Origin of the sequence: Thalassomonas sp. M1454, assembly GCF_007097525.1 — a bacterium.
Lineage (GTDB): Bacteria > Pseudomonadota > Gammaproteobacteria > Enterobacterales > Alteromonadaceae > Thalassotalea_A.
The window spans coordinates 1-362 of the sequence record NZ_VKDD01000023.1 but is presented as its reverse complement, the minus strand read 5'-3'; the positions used below and the strand labels follow the sequence as shown (position 1 = coordinate 362).

The 362-nt window shown below is 36.7% G+C and carries 1 rRNA gene; it reads right to left on the bottom strand.

The window, feature by feature from the left end:
• Window positions 1–83: ribosomal RNA gene (locus tag FNN08_RS16470) — 23S ribosomal RNA — on the bottom strand; the annotation flags it as partial.
• Window positions 84–362 lie beyond the last annotated feature (279 nt).

Genomic DNA, 362 nt, shown 5'->3' with positions numbered 1-362 from the left:
TAACTCAGCTTTTCGCAGATTAACACGTCCTTCATCGCCTCTAACTGCCAAGGCATCCACCACATACGCTTAGTCACTTAACCATACAACCCCAAAAAGTTTCCTTTAAGACTGTTCGGTGACTAAACCGAACTAAGTTGACAGTCTGACATTTTCACGCATTCATAAGAATGTTGGTAACCAAATTTAAAATCGGTTACCAAACTTAAACATTGCTGTTTAAGCCTTGAGTAAGAACAACTAACGAAACGATAATTATCGTTAGTTATAATGTTGAGATGTTGTATAAACATCTCAGTGATAAACAACAAGTTGTTTATCGTGGCAACTTATTCGACGTTTATGATTGGAGGTCATAAACA